Below are 22688 nucleotides of genomic sequence, written 5' to 3'. Positions count from 1 at the left end.
TAAAACGCCTGTCAGATTACCTGCAGGGAATTGGGTTGCCGGTCACCGCTTTTTCAAGGAATGCCATTGCCTGAGAACTGCGCATGTGTCCCCCCATTATTCCCGAATCCGGGGAATATCCAAACCCATCCAACAATGGAGAATCATAATGAGTGATACTACAACTGCAGAGTCAAACAAAACAAACGGACTAAAACGATCGTACCTGTCCTCGTTTGAAGTACTGGGCCAGTCCATTGCCGCTATCGCGCCCAGCGCGACGCCGGCCCTCGTTATCCCTCTGGTATTCGGATTTGCCGGTAACGGAACCTGGCTTGCATACGTTATCGGACTGGTGGTCTTCCTCTTAGTGTCCTTTAGCATCAACCAGTTCACTAAGCGATCTGCCACGCCCGGGAACCTGTACTCCTTTATCGTCAAAGGATTAGGCACCGATGCCGGTGTGATTACCGGCTGGGGCCTGGTGCTTGCATACCTGCTCACGGCATCCGCAGTACTGTGCGGGTATATCAATTACGCAAATGTCCTGATTGGCTATTCCGGCGCTGCCTTCCCACCGATCCTTCAGGCGATTATCCTGGGAATTATCGGTGCCGCGATTGCCTGGTATATCGCGGTAAAGGACATCCGGCTCTCAACCCGGGTGATGCTTACGTGCGAAATAATCTCGATGACGCTGATAACACTCCTTGCCATTATCGTCATTGTCAATCACGGCTTTTCCATCGACCCGGCCCAGACCTCCCTGCAGGGAGTATCGCTCTCAAGCTGGGGAATCGGCCTGGTTCTTGCCTTCTTCTCCTTCTGTGGCTTTGAGAGTGCAACCTCTCTTGGGCATGAAGCCAAGGATCCCTTAAAGACGATCCCACGGGCTGTGATCACGAGCACGGCCGTTGTCGGTGTCTTCTTTATCCTTCTCTCCTACGTCGAGGTCTTTTCGTTCCAGGGAAGTTCCACGGCGCTGAACAATGCTGCTGCACCCCTGACCGACATTGCCAACGCAAACGGGATTGCCGCATTTGGCCCGCTGATCTCGATTGGCGCACTCATCAGTTTCTGGGCCTGCTTTCTGGCATGCATCAACGCCGGGTCGCGGGTACTGTACCTGATGGGACAGCACGGCGTGGTGGATAACCGGGTGGGCAATGCACATGAATCCAACAGGACCCCGCATATTGCCATCACTGCCTCGGTCATCGCAGCATCTGTAATCCCGTTCATCCTTATCGCGTACGGCGGCGGACTCTTTGACATATACGGGTGGGTAGGCACCGTGGGGACCTATGGATTTGTCTTTGCCTATGCACTGGTCGCTATCGCCGCACCGCTGTACCTGCTCAGGGAAAAAGAGCTCAAACGCCCGGACATCGCCCTTGCGGCGGTCACGATTCTGCTGCTTGCGGCAGCCATCGCGGGAAGCATCTATTCGAACAATGCCTCCGGGGCCCCGTACAGCTGGTTTATCTATATCTTTGTCGGCTGGCTCATTGCGGGAGGGGCGTGGTTCCTGATCTCCAAAAGACGCCACCCTCAGCTCTCTTCCCGTATCACAAGCGAGATCGAAAAAGTACACACCGAGTTCCGGGTTATCCGGGCTAATGGGGGAAACGGGCCAAAGTAATAGATTTTCATAAAAATACCGGACACTCTCAAACGGGGTAATGTGAGGGTGGGGCCACGGGCGTTTGTTCGCGCCCGTCCCACACCTCCTCTTTTTTGGCCCGGCCCGTTATCCAACTAAAAAAAAGAGTGTGTCATGAGCTGAAGATTCCGGAAAATCGGTCACTTAGCGGCTGATGATTTTTTTTAAAGAGTGTGTCATGAGCTGAAGATTCCGGAAAATCGGTCACTCAGCAGCTGAGGATTTTTTTTAAAGAGTGTGTCACGAGCTGAAGATTCCGGAAAATCGGTCACTCAGCTGCTGATGATTTTTTTTAAAGAGTGGATCACGAACTGAAGATTCCGGAAAATTGGTCAATCAGCTGCTGAGGATTTTTTTTAAAGAGTGGGTCACGAGCTGAAGATTCCGGAAAATCGGTCACTCAGCAGCTGAGGATTTTTTTTAAAGAGTGTGTCACGAGCTGAAGATTCCGGAAAATCGGTCACTCAGCTGCTGAAGATTTTTTTTAAAGAGTGTGTCACGAGCTGAAGATTCCGGAGAACCGATGACCATTTCAGCCAGTACCCGTTCATCAAAAAAACTACCCGCCACCGGGTGCACTGCCATTAATCAGGGTCACCATGACCGGATCGTGCCTGATCCCCCTAGTAGTACCCCCAAAATTCGGGCCCGTTATGGCCCCGGATTACCCCTCCGGACACCATTTTCCCGGAGTCCGGTGCAAAAACCGGTGCACTTTTACACACTATTTCCGGGATCACCCCCTACGTGCATTTTTTGGCAAACCGGGGATTTTGTGAGGATGTAAAAAAACGCTATTGTACGCTTTTGGAAGGCAAAACCCGGGGCCGGATGGAGGGAAATGCACTAATATATAGGGAGGTTTGGGGATGTACCCTAACGTCAGGCAGACCCGGGTACTTTATCGGAGCAATGTCGGGATTCGTTTGACCAGAATATACTCAGTTGCCTTCCCTTTGGTACCCTGTTTCCTGAAAATATTCCGGTCGCAGAGGTCATTATGAGATCGCGCAAGGCATTTTTCCGGATCAAAATACCTGATATTGCCGCGATATTCCCGGTAACCGAATAATGCCCCCCATTATTGCTTTTTTCATTGTGTATTTATGACTTCACCCCCATAAAAGACGACAGTAACGCATCAAGAGCAGGCTAAAAAATGTACCGCAACCCGGCCAAAGGCGCCCGAATTGTACAGTCTGCTGACGTAAAAAAAGAGGAGATCTTATGCAATCAAAAAATGACGTCCACATCTGCGATAAAAAACTAAATCTTGAAGAGAAGACCTGCCCCAACCGGGAGGATCGGGCCAACGGTATCAACGTGTACTATGGCCCGGTTACCCAGTTAATTAAAGATGCAAAAGCCGGCAATCTCAAATTGAGCGAGCGAAAATTCCAGCAATCAGCAGGGTGTGCCCTCAATTTTTACCTTGCCATCCGTATCAGCACAATACGGGATGCCGTACTCATTTTCCATGCGCCGGTAGGTTGCTCGGCGTCAGCTCTTGGGTACAGGGAACTCTTCCGCAATATACCCGCAGCAGATGGCAGGCCTCCCTTTGACCTCCACTGGCTGACAACGGGAATTACCGAGAAGGACATTGTCTACGGTGCCGGTGACAAACTCAAAAAAGCCATACGAGTGGCCGAAGAGCGGTATAAGCCCCGGGCAATCTTTGTGCTCACTTCCTGTGCATCCGGTATTATTGGAGAAGACATTGAAGGCGCTGTCAGCGCTATGCAACCTCACATCAAGGCAAAGATTGTACCGGTCCACTGCGAAGGCATCCGGTCGAGACTCGTACAAACCGGTTACGATGCATTCTGGCACGGCGTATTAAAGTACCTGGTCAAAAAGCCTGAAAAGAAACAGGATGACTTAATCAATATCGCAAGCATGCTCTCCTACACCTGGCAGGATCGCAGGGAGATGACCGGCATTTTAAAAAGAATGGGACTGCGGCCGAATTTTGTCCCGGAGTTTGCAAGCGTGCAGCAACTCGAAGATCTCTCCGAGGCGGCGGTAACAGCTCCCCTCTGTGCATCCTATACGGACTATATCTCCCGGGGCCTGGAGCAGGAATACGGCGTACCCTATTTCATGTACCCGTCTCCGGTAGGTTTTCAGAATACGGACGAATGGCTCCGTAAGATCGCGGAGTACACCGGAAAAGAACGGGAGGCCGAGACGGTCATCGAAGAGGAACACAGGAAATGGGGTCCCCGCATGGATGCTATCCGAAAAGAACTCCAAAACTTCAAGGGCAACGGCAAGAAGATTGAGATGCTTGGTGCCCTTGGCCAGGGCCGGCTCTTATCCCAACTGCCGTACTTCGATGAACTGGGCATTAAGTCATCAGCAGCCCTGTCCCAGGATTATGACAACCTGATCCTGGAAGACCTTGAAAAAGTCGTTGACCAGGTCGGGGATTTCAACATCCTGGTCAATACCTTCCAGGCTGCAGAACAGGCTCATATCACAAGAATGCTCAACCCGGATATTACGCTGACCTGCCCGTTCCAGGGAAGTGCCTACAAGCGGAACAAAGGCGCTACCCGTACCCATGCAGTGCGGTGCGATAATCTCAAGTGGAGCCAGCAGACCGCATATGCGGGAGCCGTGGCCTATGGCAGCTTCCTGCTCCAGGGGATGAAAAGTATCTCTTGGCAAAAAACTATGCTCGAAAAGACCCAGTACGGGTACAAGGACTGGTACTTCAGGCAGCCCAACCCGCTTTACTACCTCGAAAAGGACGCTGTCTAAAGAGGGAGGAGCAAAATGGCGGAAACGGGCATTGAAAATGAATCATCAGGCGACGATATCCATGATATCCAGGAGGCACCCCGGTATTCGTGTTCGCTTGCCGGTGCCTATGCATCGACGCTGGGTGTGTATGGAGCGGTACCTGTCCTGCATTCCGGAGGGGGCTGCGGGGTCGCCCAGCTCTTCGGCCAGTTCTACACCTCGGGCGAGAGCGCACCGGGTGTGCAGGGCGGCACCGGCACACCCTGTACTTCCCTGGTGGAGCAGCATGTTATCTTCGGTGGAGAGGACCGGCTGCGAAAACTCATCAGATCTACAACTGAACTGATGGATGGCAGCCTGTTCGTGGTAATAACCGGCTGCGTACCGTCACTTATCGGGGACGATGTAGAATCCGTGGTCAGGGAATTCAAAGAGGAGACGAAGAACCGGATACCCATCATTTACGTGAACGCGCCGGGATTTTCCGGGAATACGTACAAGGGGTACGAATTATTCTTAAATGCCGTGATCGACCAGTACCTGGTGCCCATAAAAAAGAAGAAGCGCACCATCAACATTCTCGGGGTCGTACCATTCCAGCACGTGTTCTGGAAAGGGGATCTGGAGATACTCAAAAACACCTTTGCCAAGATCGGTGTTGAGGTAAACACGATCTTTACCGAGTTTGACGGCCCGGAAAAATTAAAACGGATCCCGGCTGCCGAGTTAAACCTCGTTCTTAACCCCTGGCTTGGCCACAGCATAGCAGAAAGGCTTGAGGAGAAGTTTGGGACGCCGTACGTCACCTTCCCGAGCGTACCTGTTGGTCCCCAGCAGACAACGGCCCTGCTTGGCATCGTGGCAGAAAAACTTGGCATCCCGGAGAAAAAAGTAAAGGAGGTTGTCGCAGCTGAAGAGCGCAGGGCATACCGTAACGTGGAGTATTTCGGAGATGCCCTGATTATCGGGATGCCACACTCGTACACCGCAGTCGTCGGCGACAGCGCTACGGCAATCGGCATCACGAAATATATCGCAAACGAGGTTGGGTACCTGCCGGATATTACCATTATCACGGATAATCCTCCGGAAGAAAAGCGCCCGGAGATCCTGCGCGAGCTTTATGAGCACATCGACTGCGTGGTGAAACCCGAGATCTTCTTTGAGTCGGACACGCACAAGATCCGGCAGCTGTTAAAGGGCAGGAGTTTTTTAGTCCTGCTCGCAAGCTCGCTTGAAAAGTACATTACCGATGAGTTTAACGATGCGCTGCACCTGAGTGTCTCGTTCCCGATAAACGACCGGATGATTATCGACCACTCGTATGCCGGGTACCGTGGCGGCATCGTGCTCATGGAAGACATTATTACAAAATTCACCGGGCCGCTCTGAGAAAGGCAATGGATGTCACACCTCTGTTTACGTAAGTGCAGACACACTTCCCGCCTCCCCTTTTTGATCCCCTGGCGGTGTTCCGGGCCGTTTTTTCCGGTCCCCGTGTTCATCGGATCCCGAAAGAAAAAGATGAGATTATCCTCTTTGCTGCCCCAGATGGTACCATGATGCTTTCCTCTTCCCGTGCGGACTCCTTTACCGAATCCGTGATCCGGGAGATGACCCGTCTTGCCATCGCCCACAAGGCGATAAACCTTGCCCAGGGGTTCCCCGATTTCCCCTGCCCGGACGAGCTCAAAAAGGCCGCCTGTGAAGCGATCAATGGTGACTACAACCAGTACGCGATTACCTGGGGAGCGCAGGATCTCCGGCAGGCGATTGCACGGAAGGTGAAGGGCTACAACGGGATCGATGCAGACCCGGAGACGGAGATCACGGTCACCTGCGGCTCCACCGAAGCGATGATGGCATCCATGATCGCACTCGTAAACCCGGGTGACGAGGTGATCGTGCCCGAACCCTTCTACGAGAACTACGGGCCCGACGCGGTTATCTCCGGGGCCGTACCCCGCTATGTCCCGCTCGGTAACGGGCCGCTTGACGAGGAGATCTGGAAAGCAGCGTTCTCGAAAAAGACCCGGGCGGTCATTATCAATACCCCCAACAACCCGACCGGAAAGGTCTTTTCAAGAAACGAACTGCAGTTTGTCGCCGACCTCTGTGCCGAGCACGACGTGATCGCGATCACCGACGAGATTTACGAGCACATCCTCTATGACGGCCACCGCCATGTCTCGATCGGGTCGCTTGCCGGCATGGAAGACCGCACGGTCACCATCAACAGCCTCTCCAAGACCTACAGCGTGACCGGCTGGCGGGTGGGGTACACGATTGCCGATGCCCGGCTGACCGCACGCATCCGTAAGATCCATGATTTCCTCACGGTCGGGGCACCGGCACCCCTCCAGCATGCCGCGGTTGCCGCACTCGACCTTCCCTCCACCTATTACAATGAGCTTGCCCGTGACTATGACCGCCGGCGGAAGATCCTTTACGATGGTCTCAGGAAAGCGGGATTCTCCTGCCAGCTCCCTGATGGTGCGTACTATATCTTCACGGATATTGCGGGATTTGGGATGACCGACGTCGCGTTCGCCCGCCACCTGATCGAATCCGTCGGTGTTGCTGCCGTGCCGGGCAGTTCATTCTGCCATGAGGGTGGAGAGACGAAGATCCGGTTTACCTTCTCCAAAAAGGAAGAGACTCTCCGTGAAGCGTGCCGGCGCCTCGAAAACCTCGGATAAAAAGATCAGATCCCGTCCAGGGCATGGGCGAGGTCGGCGATAAGATCGGCCGGGTCCTCAAGGCCCACCGAGAGCCGGAAGATCCCGTCCCCGGCAAAGGCCCGGAAGGACTGTTCCTGCGCCGGGGTGAGCTTAAACGAGGTCCGGAGCATATCGCGCGTGGGCAGGTAGAAGACCAGGCTCCTCTGGTGGCCAAGCGAGACCGCATAGTGGATCACCGAGAGCCGTTTTGCGATCACCGGTGCAGCGGCAAGGCCGTCTTTTACCTGGAACGTGATCATGCCGGAGGTATTTTTGAGCTGTTTTTGTGCAAGCGCATACTGGGGGTGCGAGGGAAGGCCGGGATAGATTACCCGGGTCACCTTCGGATGCTCCTCAAGGAACTGCGCAACCGCATGGGCACCTTCCTCGTGAGCCCTCATCCGCAGGGGGAGCGTGGCTGCGCCCCGCTGGATCAGCCAGGCATTAAACGGGCTTAAGATCCCGCCGGTACGGATTGCGATCTCCTTTTTTATTGCGGCCATGTCCTGTGCGCTGCCGATTACCGCCCCACCGATTGCGTCGCCGTGGCCATTGATGTACTTGGTCAGGGAGTGGAGCACAAAGTCTGCCCCCAGCTGCGTGGGTTGGATCCCGATCGGCGAGGCAAAGGTGGCATCCACCGCAAAGCGGGCCCCTTTTTCGTGGGCGATCCGGCCAACCGCTTCGAGATCGGTAAGCCTGAGAATCGGGTTTGCGGGCGATTCGGCATAGACAAGTTTCGTATTGGGCCTCAAAGCGGCTTTCACATTGGCCGGGTCGGACATGTCCACCTTGGTTACGCCGATACCAAGCCGGGGGAGCAGCTCATTGGTCATCTCCGCTGTTGCGGCATACGAGATATCGCTGATGACCAGGTGGTCCCCGGCCCTGAGGGTGTAGAGGAGAAGTGCCGTCACGGCCGCCATTCCGCTTGCAAATGCAACGGATCCCCCGGCTCCTTCAAGTGCGGCAAGCTTCTTTTCGAGCTGGTCGACCGTGGGGTTCTTCCACCGGGTATACAGGTACGGGGTGTTGTCACCAAAGTCCTCGGCCGAGAACGAAACGCCGGCATCGGCGACAAACGCAGTTGACATCACAATCGATGGGGCCGAGGCCCCGGTCACCGGGTCAGGGGACTCCCCGGCATGGATTGCAGTTGTACGGATCCCCCGTACGGGCGATGGTTCGGGAGTCATGATAGCATCGAGAATTCCCGGGGCGTTTACCTGGTCCCGGGTAGGTTCTGCCTGATCCCCTACGAACCGGCCGGGGTTATTACCACCGCTGGCGGCAATTCCTGCCGCATTCCCCCCCACCAGGACAAGCGCTCCTTTGGGGGATGCTGATGCTGCACCAGGGCCGTTTGCCCGGGGAAACTGCCAAAAAAAAGGAATATTATACCTTGTCCAGTGCCTGCCTGAGATCAGCGATGATATCCTCGATATCCTCAGTACCGACGGAAAGGCGGACGGCATCCGGAGTAACGCCGGTCTTGGCCTGTTCCTCAGCGGTAAGCTGCTGGTGGGTGGTGGTTGCCGGGTGGATCACAAGGCTCTTTGAATCGCCGATATTAGCGAGGTTACTGAAGAGCTTGAGGGAATCGATGAACTTCCTGCTTGCGGTCTCCCCACCCTTGATCCCGACACCGACGAGGGGGCCGAAACCGCCGTGGAGGTATTTCTTGGTTAAGGTGTGGCTGGGGTGCTCCGGGAGCCCGGGGTAGTTGACCCATGCGACCTTGGGATGACCTTTGAGGAACTTTGCAACGGCAAAGGCATTCTCGGAGTGGCGTGGCACACGCAGGTGGAGGGTCTCAAGGCCGATAAGGAAGAGCCAGGCGTTAAACGGGCTTAAGACTGCTCCCGTATCCCGGAGCAGTGAAACCCGGATCTTGAAGATGAAGGCAACGTTTCCGAGGCCGGGGAAGTTCCCGAACGCATCCCAGTATTTGAGGCCGTGGTAGCCCGGGTCCGGTTCGGTGAACTCGGGGAACTTGCCGTTGTTCCAGGCGAACTTGCCCGAATCAACGATCACGCCGCCGATGGAGTTGCCGTGGCCGCCGATGTACTTCGTGGCCGAATGAACGACAATGTCTACGCCATGGTCAATCGGGCGGACAAGGCCGACACCGGTGGTGTTGTCCACAACCACCGGGATGCCATTGTCGTGGGCGATCTTTGCAATCGCTTCAAAGTCAGGGGTATCGAGTTTCGGATTACCCACGGTCTCGGCATAGATGGCACGGGTCTTGGGAGTAATTGCATTCCTGAACGCCTCGGGCTTGGTGGAGTCAACAAAGACTACCGTCCTCCCGAGCTTCGGGAGCGTGTAGTGGAACAGTTCATAGGTACCGCCGTACAGGTTATCGGCAGAGACGATCTCGTCCCCGGGCCGGGTGATGTTGAGGAGCGCGTAGGTGATTGCTGCCTGGCCTGATGCCGTGGCAAGCGCCCCGGTTCCTCCCTCGATGGCGGCAATGCGCTTCTCGAACACATCGGTGGTCGGGTTCATGAGCCGGGTGTAGATATTCCCCAGTTCCCGCAGACCAAACAGGTTGGCAGCGTGTTCCGTGCTCTTGAACACATACGAGGAGGTCTGGTAGATCGGTACTGTCCGTGACCCGGTGGCCGGGTCCGGAACCTGCCCCGCGTGCAGGGCAAGCGTTCCAAGGTTGAGTTTTTTTTCGGTAATGGCTATCGCCTCGGTTTTGTTTTGTTCCTTACTCTGTTCTTTCTTGTCTGCATCTTTCTTTGAGAACGGATTTGCCCTCGAAAGGAATCCGAAGATATCACCTGTCATGGTATACTCATTTCCGCAAACTCTAAAATTTCCTCGCTGTACAGGGAATTTTTTAGCGGGTACTCTGCCCCCGGGGAACGGGATCCGGAAAGACAGGTTAACCTTATGGTGGAGCAGGCCGTGCGAACAAGTGCCGGTCCCTGCTGTCCCGGATATAGGGTTACTTCAAAATCCCGTATATATCATGAGAAATGAGTAAAAAAACGATCAAACTGCATGTTTTCCGAACGGTATCGGCAAATTTTGTCTGTATCGGATACCGCCGGTACCTCTTTCGTCGGTCACGGTAGTCGGCATGTGATCTGGAATGAGAGAAAATGCGAAGGAAAAGGTACCCGGGGGGGCCGAAACTCCCGGGTGGGTGTGCAATCGATCTTTTGAGGCAATATTTCATGAGACGACGGGAATGTGGCCGGTGCGTGGTGCTCACCGGCCGAGGAGGGACTCTCCTGGTAGGACGGGAATCAAAAACCGGCGCATCCTGCCCTTTTGGTGCTGCACCGGTAGAAGATTCTCATCTGGCGGACTCTGATAAGCCATGTTTCTGACGACAACACTGCCCGGAGCTCCGGATGCCGCCCAGCCGTTCTACAACTCCTGCGGGTTCTGCGCCGGAACAGGAAGTACCATACGCGCCACCGGTTCGCCAAAGTGTAACAGGTTGCGGGGCATACCAGGGAAGGGTAGTCATACTTCTTTTCACCTTATTCACGAAAGAGTGAACACGTGCATATGGATCTGCCCGTGGTATATACCCTGATTTTACGCTCATTTTTGCCGGTAATTTCTGGTTTTGAATACCAGTACGGCAAATGCGTGTGGCAGGTATGCCGGGCCGGTGGCACCTACGGAATACCACAAAGTCCGCCATGTGCGGGGTGGGTAAAAGGGAGATATCCTTGAACAAGGTAAGTGGGGTTACAAAAGTGCCGGGCAGAGGGAGGATCCTTTTTTAATGGGAAGGGATCCCCCGAAGATCGCCCGGTTGTACAGCGATGATGAGGTGTGATATATAATGCCGGTACGGGGCGATCAGGCCCATTCGAATGCGAAGTCCGTGATGGTCTTCTTGATCCCCTTGATCTTGCGTACCTCCGGCAGGGTCTTTGTTACGACATCCTCGAAACTCTTGGCTTCGATCGTGGCGATAAGGTCGTGAGCTCCGGTGACAAAGTCAGCGCTCTTTACTCCGGCGACTTTTTTAAGTGCGGTTTTTACATCATTCTCTTTTCCGGTTTCGAGATCCAATTTCAGGTATACTTTTGCCAAATGGTTCATCTCCTGTGGTTGTACTTCAGCTGTACCGCATTTTTTCGTGCGGCAGAAGGTTTTGACACACGTCCCGCTGATCCTGGTTTTTGCGTCGAAGGGGTGGATGGGGTTAGTATCCTTATCTGGATCGTAGGGCGTGTGCAAAATCCTCAGGTAATCTAGTCCGACTGCCCGGTATATACCAGTGGAGAAATCCGCAAATGTCGCCCAGATTTGATTAAAACAGGATATAATGCGGCAGAAATGGCCGCGCATTATCGCTATCGCAACCATTTTTTGGCCATTGTCCCCGCACAGGAACGGATCCGTTTCGGATTCTGTAAGAAACCCCGGTGATAAAAAAGGAAAAATGGTCAGAGCCGCTTATCCGTGATATGGATCCCCGCCGCTGCCATCCGATCACGGATCAGGTCACTCACTTCAAACTGTTTTTTAGCCCGGAGTTCGGCCCGGATATCCTCAAGGACGCTTAAGGGAGCGCTTGATTCCCGAAGGAAATTGATACCGAGGATCTCCCCGTACTCCCGCAGCGCCTCAAGATCCCCATTGCCCGCAAGTCTCTGGATCGCTGCAATGGCCATGGGCGTGTTGAGATCAGTCTCCATGGCATCGGTAAACGCTTTGCGTCCCTCGGCGTCGGCTCCTTTGTCTTTTGTAGCTATTGCCCGGATATGTTCGAGCCCTTTTGCGGCGTTTGCAAACCCTTCGTCGGTTGCCTGGAGCGGCGACCGGTAGTGGGAGAGGAGAATGGAGTACCGGAGGACATCTTTGTTCCAGGTCTTAAGCGCATCACGTATCGTGATAAAGTTCCCTAAGGACTTGGACATCTTCTCGCCCTTTACTGTCAGAAACCCTGTGTGCAGCCAGTACCTGACCATGGGATGTTTTCCTTCAAGCGACTCCATCTGGGCGATCTCCGCCTCGTGGTGGGGAAAGATGAGATCGAGTCCCCCGCCGTGCATGTCGTATTGCTGGCCGAAGTACTTTTCGGAGATTGCCGTGTCCTCGATATGCCACCCGGGTCGTCCCCTGCCCCAGGGTGAGTCCCAGGTGTACTCCCCGAACTCGCCCAGTTTCCAGAGCGCAAAGTCGAGCGCATTGTGCTTTGATGAGTCGGAGACCCGGCTCTTCCGTTTTGCCCGTTCCTGGCCCGAGAGCTCACCGTTCCGGTCAAAAGTATCGAGGTTGAAATACACCCCGGTATCGGTAACGTAGGCTACGCCTTTGTCAACAAGGCGCCGCACCTGATCAATAATCTCGGGAATATGGGTCGTTGCCCGGGCATAGTAACTGACCGCATCGATCCCAAGTGATTTCATATCCCGGAGGTACTCGGTCTCGAACTTACGGGCAAGCTCGCTCTGGGAGACTCCCTCTTCCTTTGCGCGGTTTATGATCTTGTCGTCCACGTCGGTGATGTTCTGGAGGTAGAACACTTCTTTTCCGTTCCACCGGAGATACTTTGCGAGGACGTCAAAGACAACATAGGTCCGGGCGTGCCCCAGGTGCGAATAATCATAAACTGTCGGGCCGCAGACAAAGAGCGCGACCCGGTCAGGGTGAAGCGTCACCAGCGGTTCAACGGTTCGTGATAACGTGCTGTACAGTTTCATGGCAGTGATCCTCGTTGTTTTGGACGCCGGCGGAGGGAGTCGGACCCCCAGACATTCGCTCTGCAGGCGAAGGCATTAACCGCTCTGCCACACCGGCACTAGAATTATTTTTTTCTGGATCGCTGCCCGGTTCCCCGGTCAGGCTGTGGGAAACCTGGAAGAAACTTTTCATGGGTTACATCATCATCTTTTCTCCCTCACCCCTTTTGATCAGATCTCTTCAAATGCCTGTTCCAGGTCATCGACAAGATCCTTTACATTCTCAATGCCAACCGATACGCGGATGAGCGAGTCGGTCACCCCTACCTTCTCCCGCTCGTGTTTCGGGATAGAGGCATGGGTCATGCTTGCCGGGTGTTCAATCAGCGATTCAACCCCTCCGAGGCTCTCGGCAAGCGCGAAGAGAGAGAGGGAGCGCAGGAATCTGAGCGCAGCCTTCCCTTCTCCCTTAACCTCAAAGGAAATCATACCGGAGAATCCGTCCATCTGCTTTTTGGCAAGCGCATATTGCGGATGGGTGCGGAGGCCCGGATAGTAGACGGCGCTGATTTTTTCGTGCCCTTCAAAGTACTTTGCAAGAGTAAGGGCATTTTTCTGGTGCCGTTCCATCCGCAGGGCGAGCGTCTTTATGCCCCGTGCAACAAGGAAACTGTCGAAAGGTGAGAGGATGCCACCTGCAGCGTTCTGGTTGTACCGGATCCGCTGGTACAGGTCTTCTTCAGAGAGCATCACGGCCCCACCCACTGAGTCCGAATGGCCGTTGATGTACTTGGTTGTGCTGTGGACCACGATATCCGCACCGAGCGCAAGCGGGTGCTGGAAGTACGGGCTTGCAAAGGTATTGTCCACGATCACAAGCGCTCCAGCATCGTGGGCGATCCCGGCAATCTCCCGGATGTCACAGAGCCGGATGAGGGGGTTGGTGGGGCTCTCCAGCCAGACAAAACGGGTGTCTTTCCGGAGTGCGGATTTCACATTCTCCGCATCCCGTGCATCCACGTAAGAGAAGTCAATCCCGTAGTTTTCCTGGAACACCCGGGTAAAGAGTCTTCGTGTGCCTCCATAGAGATCATCGAATGCAACTACGTGTTCGTCCTTTTTGAGCAGGGAGAGGGCTACGGTGGTTTCCGCGGCAAGTCCTGAGGAGAACGCCAAACCAAAGCGTGCACCCTCGATTGCCGCCAGTTTCTGTTCGAGTGCCAGACGCGTCGGGTTACTGCTCCGGGAATATTCATATCCTCCGGTCGGTTTTGCCACGTCTACGCGTGCAAATGTGGACGAGAGGTGAATGGGAATTACAACGTCTCCTGATGCCCCCTCGGAAAAGGCCGGTTCTTCTCCGGCATGCACTGCGGCGGTCTCAAACTTCATATCATATCACGTCCCCAAAGCCGTTATTTTTCATCCATTCGTCATTAAAGATCGTGGTGATATAGTTGCGGCCGGTATCCGGCAGCAGCACAACAACCAGGTCGTCTTTCTTGAGGTTCTGCGCTACCTGTGCGGCCGCAAAGACTGAGGCACCTGCGGTTCCCCCGGCCAGGATCCCCTCCTCCCGCGCCAGTCGCCGTGTCGTCCGGAATGCATCGGCATCGCTGACTACGATAATATCGTCTACGATATCGAGATCCACGGTTGCCGGGATAAAATCCTCTCCGGTTCCCTCGACCTTGTAGGGGTGGGATTCGGGAGGCGTCCCATAGAATACATGGTGATAAATTGAACCTTCGGGATCTACACCGATGATCTTGACGTCCGGGTTCTTAGCCTTGAGGTACCGCGCAGTCCCGGAGATCGTGCCACCGGTCCCGATTCCTGCGACAAAATGGGTGATCTCTCCGTCAGTGTCCTTCCAGATTTCCGGGCCCGTCGTGGCAAAATGGGCCTGCGGGTTGTTCTGGTTTGCAAACTGGTTGGGGACAAAGGATCCCGGCGTCTCTTTTGCCACCTTTTCTGCCACCTTGTAATAACTCCTCTCATCCTCGGGCGGCACATTTGTGGGTGTCCGGATCACCTCTGCCCCGAAGGCCCGGAGGAGGAGCTCCTTATCCTTGCTCATCTTCTCGGGCATGGTAAAGACCATCCGATACCCCCGTGATGCGGCAAAGAGAGCGAGGCCGACCCCGGTATTTCCCGAGGTCGGTTCGACAACGGTTCCCCCTTTCTGGATCTTCCCGTCATGCTCGGCAGCAAGGAGCATTGCCTTTGCAATCCGGTCCTTGGCACTCCCCCCTGGGTTGAAGCTCTCTGTTTTTGCCAAAACGAGCGGCTGCGTCTCCGGGGGAAGCACGCGATGGAGGCGGATGAGTGGCGTACTGCCAATGGTGTCAATAATATTTTCATAGAATTTCACGGGAAATCACCTTTCGTAGTGCATGAGAGTGGTTGATCAAATACGGTGCGGGAGGCAGGCGGTTGCGGGGAAATCGGAAAAGCCCTGATTGGCGATTGATTCCTGTTACCGGCACGCCGGGTATCGCATCAGCAACGACACGGAAAACAGATGATCTCAAAAGAGAGAAGGGACGGGTGGGGAACCTGAAGGTACATCCTGTTCTGCCGCATATCCGGGTTCCGGGAAAGAGCATCCATCCTTTGATTTCTCCTGAATTTTGTGTGGGTAGGGTAAAGTTCTCAATTGTGATGTATCCCAATAGTTCTTTGTTTATGCTTAAAAGGATATAGATAGCGGTAAAAATCATTTTGCCATTCGAGCCGGCAATTGGGCCAATACTCAAAGGAAAACAAAGAAATTGTCAGGACCTGATGGGATATACCGTGCAAAAATTACATGAGTCTGTCCCTTGCGAGCTGCGCAGCAGCCGATGCAAAGGCCATCTGGCTCTGGATACGGATCCCCTCTGAAAAGGACTCCAGGGATTCAGCGGTGGACTTTCCTTCGCACCGGAATCCCAGCTCCGAGCATGCCGGCATGATGTGCCAGTACAGGACCTTCTGCCGGAACCGTGCGTTGTCCCGGAAGAATCCAAACCCTAACGTACCGTAAGTCATTGCTGCTGTGCCTCCTCTGCTGTGTACCTCTGGAAGACAGGATTTGATGAGTAATCATAGAAGTGCATGAGGTTGCAGACGGTACTCATGTGTGCCCGGGCCCGGTTGAGCCTGGATATCATCTGGCAGGTGTCCAGGTACAATTCTGTCAGATCTTCTCGGGTGCCGTACGATTCGTCCTCCTGAAGGTTAGCTCCCTGCTGGAAAAAGAACCGGTCGTGCAGATGCAGGTGGTTCCGTGCCTGGGCAGCTACCCGGTCAAGCTCGTCAATCTCGTTGACGATGGTGGAAAGGTTGGCGAGAATCTTCTGCCGGTATTCCCGGCGGGTCTCGCGATCTATTGTTGTCTGCATAGTTAGTATTAGGTTACCTTGTATGCATATAAAGCATAATTTTGAGGCAAAAATGAACGAAAGTATTACTTTTGGTAATATAACAAAAGTATGGAGACTTAAACGGCCTTGCAGTTTGTGCAGAACCTTTATGTAATGGCACCCACGATTTCCTAATAGCATTCACAATTGTGAACATAACATGTAAAGGGTCAGGGCAAAAGATCTGCCAAAGCAGACTTTACCCCCGGTTCTTTCTCCTCAGGTATGGGGATACCCAGAAGATCCCCTTGTTGAACCTGATACAGGTGTACATCCATGGCAAAGCTGGTTTCTCTTATTTCTGGTGGAATTGATTCGCCGGTTGCGGCATACCTTATGCTCCACCAAGGGGTGGAGATTATCGCTGTTCATATGGACAACCGCCCTTTTACCGATGAGAAAAACCTGCACAAGGCAATGAACCTGATCCGTCACCTCCAGCACCTGACTCAGCGCCCTATCAAGACCTACGTGGTTCCTCACGGGCCCAACCATATAGCGTTTGCACGGAACTGCGAGCGCCATCTGCACTGCCTGTTTTGCCGGAGGATGATGTACCGGATCGCGGAGAGAATCGCAGAGAAAGAAGGAGCTGTCGGGATCCTGACCGGCGAATCTCTGGGTCAGGTGGCGAGCCAGACACTCCAGAATCTTATGGTAGAGAATCTGGTGATCCGGATCCCTGTAGTCAGACCGCTTATTGGTATGGACAAGGTAGAGATCATTGATATCGCCCGAAGGATCGGTACGTACGAGATATCCACGCTTCCCGGCCTTTGCTGCACGATAGTTCCCAAAAAACCGGCAACAGCGGCCCGGGCCGGGGATATCCTGGGTGAAGAGCAGAAACTCGATCTCAGGGTGCTTATCGAAAAGTCGCTGGAGGGAATGTATGTACTCGATCCTGAAGCCCTGTAAGACCACGGCCGCCTTCGAAGCCATTCCAAAGGAACATTTCAGTCTCGATTTTGACCGGTGCGAAGAGAGCCTTGGAAAGGTATGTACAATTATCACAAATGCCAGGTTTCTCCTTATTGTGCACGACAAGTGCGAGGTATCGATCCATAATGACGGGCGGCTTATCCTCAAAACGGATTCAGAGAATCTTGCCACAGAACAGGCTGCGCGAATTGCCGGCTGGCTGGAAGGATCCTCAGCAATCCGGAAACCCCGCGACCGTAGGGGGGCCGGCAACAGGAATTCTCCGTACAGGTAAGTGAATAAATAAAAAGAGTAATCTCCAGTGTTTTCTCTTCAGAGCCCTATGTACCGGGCATAGACCGAGCGGGCTTTTGCCTCATCCTTTGTGCCCTGGATGATAGCCCTCCCGTCACGGAAGACGGTGATAGATTCTGTTTCCGTTCGGAACGTAAGCATAAATTTGGTCCCTTGGACCTCACCAATCCGTGAAAGCCTCTCTTTTAGTTCTTCGAGAGATATTTCCATGGCAGCCACCGGGGCGATCTGGATTGCGTCCCGGCCGCACAGGGATGTAATCATCTCCCGGGTGGTGGCTTCAAGAAAATCCATCCTGCCCTTCCCGCAACAAGGGCACTCCTTCTGCTTCCCTACGGCAATCCGATCGAAAGTCTGGTACCAGAGATCGGCACTGATCAGATATGCAGTTTCGTCTTTTGTTTCAAGCTGGCCGGTGAGGATTTGGAAGGCAAGAGTACATTCAAGGGAGGCAATGAGGGTAGGGGCTGTATTAAGAACCCCGGCAATATCGCACGTCTGGAGCAGGCCCGGTCCGGGAAGCTCAGGGACAAGGCATCGGAAGCAGGGGGTCTTTTGGGGTATAATGGGCATCACCATACCGCTTGTACCTACTGCCCCGGCATAGATCCACGGGATAACATGCTTTACGCAGACATCGTTGATGAGGAATCGGGTCTGGAGGTTATCGGTCCCGTCAAGGACAATATCTGCCCCGGCAAGGAGTTTTTCGGCATTGGTTACGTTGAGATCTTTGGTGTGAAAATCGATTTTTATGGAGGAATTGATCTTTTGCAGACTGTCCGCTGCAGCGACAGCCTTGGGACGGTCCACGTCCTCCTCACAGAACAGAACCTGACGCTGGAGGTTGTGCAGCTCCACAAAGTCCCGGTCAATCAGGCTGACCTCCCCGATTCCTGCCCGTACAAGATTTGTTGCCACGGCGCTTCCCATGGCCCCGAGACCGACAATCACGGCACGGCTCTCGTTTAATCTGTGCTGCCCGTCTGCACCAATCTGGGGAAGCAGACGCTGGCGGCAGTACCGGTCCGGCTTTTTCAGCAGAGGATCCCGGGATATGCCCGCTGCTGACACCTCTGAGGTGTGTCTTCTCTTTTCATCTATTTTCTCTGGCAAAACCATCCCCCGTATCCCTGCGTTCACCGTTCCCCGGCAATTTTTCCGACAGTTTCTACGAGCCGATCTGCATCCTCCATCGTGTTATAGCAATGCAGGCTTGCACGGATCGTACCCTCGGAAAGGTGCAGGCAATCCATGAGTGGCATACAGCAGTGGTGGCCGGACCGTACCATAATATCTGCTTCACTGTCCAGAAGGATGGCAACATCATGGGGATTAAAGCCGTCCAGGGTAAACGAGACAACCCCTATCCGGTTTCCTGATGGGCCGGGACCAAAGATATGGAGGTTCCCGATCCCGGTCAGACCCTCGATAATTCTCCGGGTGATTGCCTGCTCATGGCGTTGAATATTTTCCATGCCCAGAGAGTTGAGGTATTCGATGGCACGGCCAAGACCGATCGCACCTGCGATATTGGGTGTACCGGATTCGTACCGCTCATATCCCCCGGTAAGTGTATACCCTGCGGCTGTAACCCGTTCCACGCTTCCTCCCCCAACAACGAGGGGCTCCAGGCAGGGCTCTTTCATGAACAGGACACCGGTGCCGGTAGGTCCAAGCATCTTGTGTCCGGAAAAACAGAAAAAATCACAACCGCTCTTCCCGATATCTACCGGGATGTGGGGAACAGACTGGGATCCGTCCACCAGAAGGAGCGCCCCATAATCATGACAGATTTTTGCAAACTCACTGACCGGAACGACGTTCCCAAGAACGTTGGAGGTCTCGGTGATGGCCACAAGGCGCGTCTTTTTGGTAATGATCGCCTCCAGGGCAGCCGGATCCAAGGCTCCGTCCTGTGCCGGTGTCAAAAAACGGAGGTCGAGCCCCTGGTGGTCACGCAGGCGCATCCAGGGAAGAAGATTACTATGATGTTCAAGGAGGGTGGAAATGATACCCTCCCCCTCATGCCAGGAAAGGCCCGATGCGACCGTGTTTATCGCCTCGGTGGAGTTGCGGGTAAAAACGACTTCCCCCTCTTCGGCATGAATAAATTTTTTGACCCGTTCATGGGCCTCCTTGTATTTCTGGGTGGCTTGTTGGGCGAGCCTGTGGACGCCGCGGCCGGCATTTGCCCGGCAGGTATGCTCGTACTCGAGCATTGCGTTAAGGACCGGCTCCGGTGAAAGGCTGGTTGCGGCGCTGTCCAGGTAGCAGACCGAGGAAAGCAGCGGAAAATCCTTACGGATTGTATCGGGAATCATCAGTACTTTACCCTGCTGATAATATTATATTGGAGTTCACAATTGTTAATTCTTACTATACCTGTCGGACAAAACGGGAAGATTCCCTGATGCTACGAAAACTATGGGTCTTTATCAGGCAGGCATCACTCCTGATGGTGAGCCTGCATGAGGATCATGGTCCTGTAGCCTCAGAAAAAGAGCCGCAGCCGGGGAGTGTGGACTATCCCGAATGCCTAGGAGGAGATGAAGAGGTTGTGGTACATGAGGCGATTGGCGATCCGGCGGATATATTGACCATACACCGCGAGATAATGCCGTGAGTGGAAAGTCGGATCGTTGGTGATCAGGATATTCAGGATATGTCCCTTACGGGCGTATACCCGTAACCGGAAATCTCCTGCAGGGTGCTGTAAGTGATCACAGGAAGCCGGTTCAAATCAGCTCTTTTGGCGTACAATACTGCCCGGAGCCTCCTACGCTGCTTGAACGTACCGCCAGCTTTTGGGGCAAGGGTAGTGCAGTGACACAGACAACATTTCCTGCAGGTAGCAGACCGGCCGTATGACCCGCGATATTCGCGTAGTGTGTATTCATGGCCGTTTTCCTGTTCACGTAGATGTGAACACGATAATATTGACCCGTTTTGATAATATATCCTGATTTTGTGTTGGATTTTGCCACGAGTTTTAATTCCGATTACTTAAATGGCATCTTTTAGACCTCCGAACGCAGAGCCATCCTGCAGAAAACCAAACTATATCATCTCTTAAGAGTTAACAATTGTGAAGTAAGGGGCTTCCTCTCGCTACCATAAGAGGGATTTCCGACAGGATCAAGAGGCAGATTATGGCAAAAATTTACGACAATATTACTGCAACAATCGGCAACACCCCGCTTGTGCGCCTCAATCGCGTTACCCGCGGTCTGGGAGCTGCGGTGCTAGCCAAGGTTGAATCATTCAACCCCATGGGCAGCGTCAAGGACAGGATCGGATATGCCATGCTCGATGCGGCAGAAGCAGCCGGGCTTATCAAACCGGATACGATCATTCTTGAACCTACCAGCGGGAATACCGGGATTGGGCTTGCAATGGTGTCCGCGGCCCGGGGATACCGGATAACCCTCGTCATGCCTGAAACAATGAGCATTGAACGGAGAAAACTCCTCAGGGCCTTTGGAGCGGAACTGATTCTTACTCCCGGAAAGGAGGGCATGAAAGGTGCGATAGCGAAGGCCGAGGCACTTCTTGAAGAAAACCCCAAGTGCTTCTATATCCCCCAGCAGTTCCGGAACCCGGCTAACCCTGCCGTTCACCGGAAGACCACCGCCGAAGAGATCTGGCGGGATACCGATGGAAATGTGGATGCTATCATTGCAGGAGTAGGAACTGGCGGGACCCTCACGGGTGTTGCAGAAGTAATCAAACCCCGCAGGCCATCCTTTAAGGCTATTGCGGTTGAACCTGATGCATCACCCGTCCTGTCCGGAGGACAGGCCGGGCCTCACAAGATCCAGGGACTGGCACCAGGTTTCATTCCGCCGGTGCTTAAGATGGACCTGATAGATGAGGTAATCCGCGTAACTTACGAGGATGCTGTCGCCACCGCACGGCGTATGGCAAAAGAGGAAGGGATCCTGATCGGTATATCCGGTGGAGCTGCCACATGGGCGGTGCTCCAGGTGGCAGCCCGGCCTGAATTTGCGGGCAAGACGCTTGTTGTCATTCTCCCGGATACCGGTGAGAGATACCTGAGTACGGAACTCTTCGAAGCTTAAATGAGGAATAATTATGGTTTTTGACCGGCTGCGGGAGGATATACAGGCCATTTTTTCCAAGGATCCGGCGGCCCGTTCTACCGTCGAAGTGCTCTTCTGTTATCCCGGACTCCATGCGCTCTGGATTCACCGCAGGGCACATTGGCTCTGGTCTCACGGTTTAAAATTCTGGGGGCGTTTGGTTTCCCATATCAACCGGTTCCTGACGGGGATTGAGATCCATCCGGGCGCTACGATCGGCCGCCGTGTGGTTATTGACCATGGCATGGGTATTGTTATCGGCGAAACTGCCGAAGTTGGCGACGATGTCCTGATTTATATGGGTGTTGTGCTTGGCGGGACAGCGCTTGAAAATGTCAAACGCCACCCTTCTATCGAGGCTGGAGTGACGCTGGGATCCGGTGCCATTGTTCTTGGCCCTATCATTATTGGCAAAGGCGCAAAAGTAGGGGCCGGATCCGTTGTGGTCAGGTCAGTTCCCCCTGGGGCAACCGTAGTCGGGGTCCCGGGCAGGATTGCCGGATTGGATCGGGGTATGGAGGAGGAAATCGCCGGCGAGGTACTTCCCGACCCGGTGCTCCGTGTGGCCAGCCGGTTGCTGGAGCGGCAGAACCAGTTTGAAGAGCGGCTCCGCCTCATAGAACAGGCACAACCGGCTCCGGCCTCACCCTCAGTCCAGAAAGAACTGATCTGGGAACTCCAGATTCGCGATGCATTGCGCGAAGTAATCGATCCGGAAGTGGGCCTTGACATCATCGATCTCGGTCTGGTCAAAGCGGTCCGGGTAAAAGGTACCAGCGTGGAGATCGATCTGGTTCTTGCCTGTAGCGGCTGCCCCCTTTCGGATCACCTGTCGGAACAGGTGAAACTTAAGGCTCTTGGTGTCAATGGTATCGAGCACGTGACGGTCAACGTTCTCAACGAGCCATGGAGGCGTGATGGGGCAAAAAAGCGGGAAAACACCGGACCGGGATAACCCGTTTGCGTCGGAAACTCATTTTAGGAAGGAAAATGTCATCTCCTTATTTTTCCCGTGTTAACTTCTTACAATGACCTCGAAACTGCGATTATACTATATATTGTGAATATGAATGGCGATAGAATAAGTGCAGAGGAGCAAAGATTTTCGTGAGGAAAACAAATTAAAAATGTATTATATTTAAATATCTAATAATTTTAATCTTGTTGAA

At 53.9% G+C, this 22688-nt stretch carries 19 protein-coding genes and 1 tRNA gene; 9 read left to right on the top strand and 11 right to left on the bottom strand.

Features of this window, described 5'->3' with window-relative positions:
* The first annotated feature begins 148 nt into the window (after positions 1 to 148).
* The 4 genes from MBOO_RS10415 to MBOO_RS10400 all read left to right on the top strand — a co-directional run bounded on the left by MBOO_RS10415 (position 149) and on the right by MBOO_RS10400 (position 7089).
* Entirely contained in the window at positions 149 to 1621 is a 1473-nt protein-coding gene (locus tag MBOO_RS10415) for an APC family permease (protein WP_012107568.1), read from the top strand.
* A gap of 1248 nt (positions 1622 to 2869) precedes the next feature.
* A complete protein-coding gene (locus MBOO_RS10410) occupies positions 2870 to 4408 on the top strand; it encodes a nitrogenase component 1 (protein ID WP_012107567.1) in 1539 nt (512 codons plus the stop codon).
* Between the two features lie 15 nt (positions 4409 to 4423).
* Entirely contained in the window at positions 4424 to 5782 is a 1359-nt protein-coding gene (locus MBOO_RS10405) for a nitrogenase component 1 (RefSeq protein ID WP_012107566.1), read from the top strand.
* Between the two features lie 167 nt (positions 5783 to 5949).
* A complete protein-coding gene (locus tag MBOO_RS10400; RefSeq protein WP_012107565.1) occupies positions 5950 to 7089 on the top strand; it encodes a pyridoxal phosphate-dependent aminotransferase in 1140 nt (379 codons plus the stop codon).
* Positions 7090 to 7094: 5 nt separating this feature from the next.
* On the opposite strand, the gene MBOO_RS10395 is transcribed toward MBOO_RS10400, so the two are convergent.
* The 9 genes from MBOO_RS10395 to MBOO_RS10355 all read right to left on the bottom strand — a co-directional run bounded on the left by MBOO_RS10395 (position 7095) and on the right by MBOO_RS10355 (position 16159).
* A complete protein-coding gene (locus tag MBOO_RS10395) occupies positions 7095 to 8426 on the bottom strand; it encodes a trans-sulfuration enzyme family protein (protein WP_232385604.1) in 1332 nt (443 codons plus the stop codon).
* Between the two features lie 79 nt (positions 8427 to 8505).
* Complete coding sequence (locus MBOO_RS10390) at positions 8506 to 9801, bottom strand: O-acetylhomoserine aminocarboxypropyltransferase/cysteine synthase family protein (RefSeq protein WP_048068737.1); 1296 nt, start codon at positions 9799 to 9801, stop codon at positions 8506 to 8508.
* Between the two features lie 1140 nt (positions 9802 to 10941).
* A complete protein-coding gene (locus MBOO_RS10385) occupies positions 10942 to 11178 on the bottom strand; it encodes an Lrp/AsnC family transcriptional regulator (protein ID WP_157677676.1) in 237 nt (78 codons plus the stop codon).
* A 356-nt stretch (positions 11179 to 11534) separates the two neighbouring features.
* Positions 11535 to 12794, bottom strand: a complete 1260-nt coding sequence (gene cysS / locus MBOO_RS10380; RefSeq protein ID WP_012107561.1) for a cysteine--tRNA ligase — start codon at positions 12792 to 12794, stop codon at positions 11535 to 11537.
* A gap of 24 nt (positions 12795 to 12818) precedes the next feature.
* A tRNA-Cys gene (locus MBOO_RS10375) sits at positions 12819 to 12891 on the bottom strand.
* Positions 12892 to 13004: 113 nt separating this feature from the next.
* Positions 13005 to 14165 carry a trans-sulfuration enzyme family protein gene (locus MBOO_RS10370; protein WP_012107560.1) on the bottom strand — a complete coding sequence of 387 codons (1161 nt, stop codon included), beginning with the start codon at positions 14163 to 14165 and terminating at the stop codon, positions 13005 to 13007.
* Position 14166: 1 nt separating this feature from the next.
* Positions 14167 to 15147: a PLP-dependent cysteine synthase family protein gene (locus MBOO_RS10365; protein WP_012107559.1), complete on the bottom strand. Its 981-nt coding sequence runs from the start codon at positions 15145 to 15147 to the stop codon at positions 14167 to 14169.
* 434 nt (positions 15148 to 15581) lie between these two features.
* Positions 15582 to 15806, bottom strand: coding sequence for a hypothetical protein (locus MBOO_RS10360; protein WP_048068449.1), 225 nt, complete (start codon positions 15804 to 15806; stop codon positions 15582 to 15584).
* Positions 15803 to 16159, bottom strand: coding sequence for a hypothetical protein (locus tag MBOO_RS10355; protein ID WP_048068448.1), 357 nt, complete (start codon positions 16157 to 16159; stop codon positions 15803 to 15805). The genes MBOO_RS10360 and MBOO_RS10355 overlap by 4 nt, the downstream gene beginning before the upstream one ends.
* Positions 16160 to 16456: 297 nt before the next feature.
* On the opposite strand from MBOO_RS10355, the gene MBOO_RS10350 reads away from it, so the two are divergent.
* Both MBOO_RS10350 and MBOO_RS10345 read left to right on the top strand, forming a co-directional pair.
* Positions 16457 to 17098, top strand: a complete 642-nt coding sequence (locus tag MBOO_RS10350) for an adenine nucleotide alpha hydrolase family protein (protein WP_012107556.1) — start codon at positions 16457 to 16459, stop codon at positions 17096 to 17098.
* Positions 17073 to 17396, top strand: a complete 324-nt coding sequence (locus MBOO_RS10345; RefSeq protein ID WP_012107555.1) for a hypothetical protein — start codon at positions 17073 to 17075, stop codon at positions 17394 to 17396. Before MBOO_RS10350 ends, MBOO_RS10345 begins: the two co-directional genes overlap by 26 nt.
* A gap of 38 nt (positions 17397 to 17434) precedes the next feature.
* Here the strand turns inward: MBOO_RS10345 and MBOO_RS10340 are convergent, their stop codons facing one another.
* Together MBOO_RS10340 and MBOO_RS10335 are read right to left on the bottom strand one after the other, a co-directional pair.
* Positions 17435 to 18490 (bottom strand): ThiF family adenylyltransferase, encoded by a 1056-nt coding sequence (locus tag MBOO_RS10340; RefSeq protein WP_232385603.1) that lies wholly within the window; start codon positions 18488 to 18490, stop codon positions 17435 to 17437.
* 65 nt (positions 18491 to 18555) lie between these two features.
* Positions 18556 to 19740, bottom strand: coding sequence for a cysteine desulfurase (locus tag MBOO_RS10335; protein WP_012107553.1), 1185 nt, complete (start codon positions 19738 to 19740; stop codon positions 18556 to 18558).
* A gap of 89 nt (positions 19741 to 19829) precedes the next feature.
* Between MBOO_RS10335 and MBOO_RS10330 the strand changes: the two genes are divergently transcribed.
* From MBOO_RS10330 to cysE, 3 genes are all read left to right on the top strand, one after another.
* Positions 19830 to 20042 carry a hypothetical protein gene (locus MBOO_RS10330; RefSeq protein WP_048068447.1) on the top strand — a complete coding sequence of 71 codons (213 nt, stop codon included), beginning with the start codon at positions 19830 to 19832 and terminating at the stop codon, positions 20040 to 20042.
* Between the two features lie 526 nt (positions 20043 to 20568).
* Positions 20569 to 21498 carry a cysteine synthase A gene (gene cysK, locus MBOO_RS10325; RefSeq protein ID WP_012107552.1) on the top strand — a complete coding sequence of 310 codons (930 nt, stop codon included), beginning with the start codon at positions 20569 to 20571 and terminating at the stop codon, positions 21496 to 21498.
* A gap of 13 nt (positions 21499 to 21511) precedes the next feature.
* Positions 21512 to 22474: a serine O-acetyltransferase gene (gene cysE, locus MBOO_RS10320; protein ID WP_012107551.1), complete on the top strand. Its 963-nt coding sequence runs from the start codon at positions 21512 to 21514 to the stop codon at positions 22472 to 22474.
* Positions 22475 to 22688 lie beyond the last annotated feature (214 nt).

Source organism: Methanoregula boonei 6A8 (assembly GCF_000017625.1).
GTDB classification, from domain to species: Archaea; Halobacteriota; Methanomicrobia; order Methanomicrobiales; family Methanospirillaceae; genus Methanoregula; species Methanoregula boonei.
The sequence above is the reverse complement of the archived record's forward strand: the minus strand, read 5'-3'. Positions and strand labels throughout refer to the sequence as shown.

Excerpts from the sequence above, each read along its gene's own strand:
- MBOO_RS10415 (WP_012107568.1), top strand. The coding sequence starts at position 149 with ATGAGTGATACTACAACTGCAGAGTCAAACAAAACAAACGGACTAAAA.
- MBOO_RS10410 (WP_012107567.1), top strand. The coding sequence starts at position 2,870 with ATGCAATCAAAAAATGACGTCCACATCTGCGATAAAAAACTAAATCTT.
- MBOO_RS10405 (WP_012107566.1), top strand. The coding sequence starts at position 4,424 with ATGGCGGAAACGGGCATTGAAAATGAATCATCAGGCGACGATATCCAT.
- MBOO_RS10400 (WP_012107565.1), top strand. The coding sequence starts at position 5,950 with ATGATGCTTTCCTCTTCCCGTGCGGACTCCTTTACCGAATCCGTGATC.
- cysS (WP_012107561.1), bottom strand. The coding sequence starts at position 12,794 with ATGAAACTGTACAGCACGTTATCACGAACCGTTGAACCGCTGGTGACG.
- MBOO_RS10370 (WP_012107560.1), bottom strand. The coding sequence starts at position 14,165 with ATGAAGTTTGAGACCGCCGCAGTGCATGCCGGAGAAGAACCGGCCTTT.
- MBOO_RS10360 (WP_048068449.1), bottom strand. The coding sequence starts at position 15,806 with ATGACTTACGGTACGTTAGGGTTTGGATTCTTCCGGGACAACGCACGG.
- MBOO_RS10355 (WP_048068448.1), bottom strand. The coding sequence starts at position 16,159 with ATGCAGACAACAATAGATCGCGAGACCCGCCGGGAATACCGGCAGAAG.
- MBOO_RS10350 (WP_012107556.1), top strand. The coding sequence starts at position 16,457 with ATGGCAAAGCTGGTTTCTCTTATTTCTGGTGGAATTGATTCGCCGGTT.
- MBOO_RS10345 (WP_012107555.1), top strand. The coding sequence starts at position 17,073 with ATGTACTCGATCCTGAAGCCCTGTAAGACCACGGCCGCCTTCGAAGCC.
- MBOO_RS10335 (WP_012107553.1), bottom strand. The coding sequence starts at position 19,740 with ATGATTCCCGATACAATCCGTAAGGATTTTCCGCTGCTTTCCTCGGTC.
- MBOO_RS10330 (WP_048068447.1), top strand. The coding sequence starts at position 19,830 with ATGCTACGAAAACTATGGGTCTTTATCAGGCAGGCATCACTCCTGATG.
- cysK (WP_012107552.1), top strand. The coding sequence starts at position 20,569 with ATGGCAAAAATTTACGACAATATTACTGCAACAATCGGCAACACCCCG.
- cysE (WP_012107551.1), top strand. The coding sequence starts at position 21,512 with ATGGTTTTTGACCGGCTGCGGGAGGATATACAGGCCATTTTTTCCAAG.